The organism is Pseudoalteromonas sp. SIMBA_162, from assembly GCF_046535955.1.
In the GTDB taxonomy this organism is placed as follows: Bacteria; Pseudomonadota; Gammaproteobacteria; order Enterobacterales; family Alteromonadaceae; genus Pseudoalteromonas; species Pseudoalteromonas marina.
The window spans coordinates 1-662 of the sequence record NZ_JAWJBQ010000058.1 but is presented as its reverse complement, the minus strand read 5'-3'; the positions used below and the strand labels follow the sequence as shown (position 1 = coordinate 662).

Annotated in this window: 1 protein-coding gene; it reads left to right on the top strand. The window is 31.4% G+C overall.

Annotated elements, in window-relative coordinates; all coding sequences use genetic code 11:
• Positions 1-132 (top strand): flagellin (locus R0J88_RS18685; RefSeq protein WP_410900685.1); only part of this gene is annotated, 132 nt, incomplete at its 5' end.
• Positions 133-662: the final 530 nt, after the last annotated feature.

Genomic DNA, 662 nt, shown 5'->3' with positions numbered 1-662 from the left:
TCACGTATTATGGATGCCGATTTCGCAAAAGAAAGTGCTAACTTGGCTCGTAATCAGGTATTACAACAGGCATCAAGTTCGATGTTAGCTCAGGCTAATCAGCAACCACAAATAGCTCTTTCTTTATTATAAGGAATAAAGCACAACAGCCATTTGATTAGGTCAGAATAATTCTGGCCTTTTTTATTGCTACTCTTATTTATTATATTCGAACAAACTCAAAATCGGATTGTTAATATTTAAGATGTGTTGATTTTTATGGATTTAAATCTATTTAAGTTCGGGGCGCTTTAATTGTCGCACGGGTTTTACGACTTAATGGAATTAGTAGTAATCGATGAAATATAACCTTTAAATATCAGAATTTTACATCTAACTCTTTATTCTCAAATTTTTGTAGAAAACAATTAAACACTAAGCAGCCTATTGCAAAATTAATAACCAAAGTTCAACATGCTTGTATTTTGTGATAGTCAATTTAAGTATTCCTTATTTGACCTAGGCTTAATTTTCTTTTGGGTTCTACTGGTTGTTAAAAATTATTATTGGCTAAAGTTATCATAAGGGTGAATGGGAGTAATGCAGAAAAAATTAAAGTATATTTTAGTGATGCCGATAACTTAATTGAAACAGGAATCACAGGCACTTTTTCAGCTTGATTC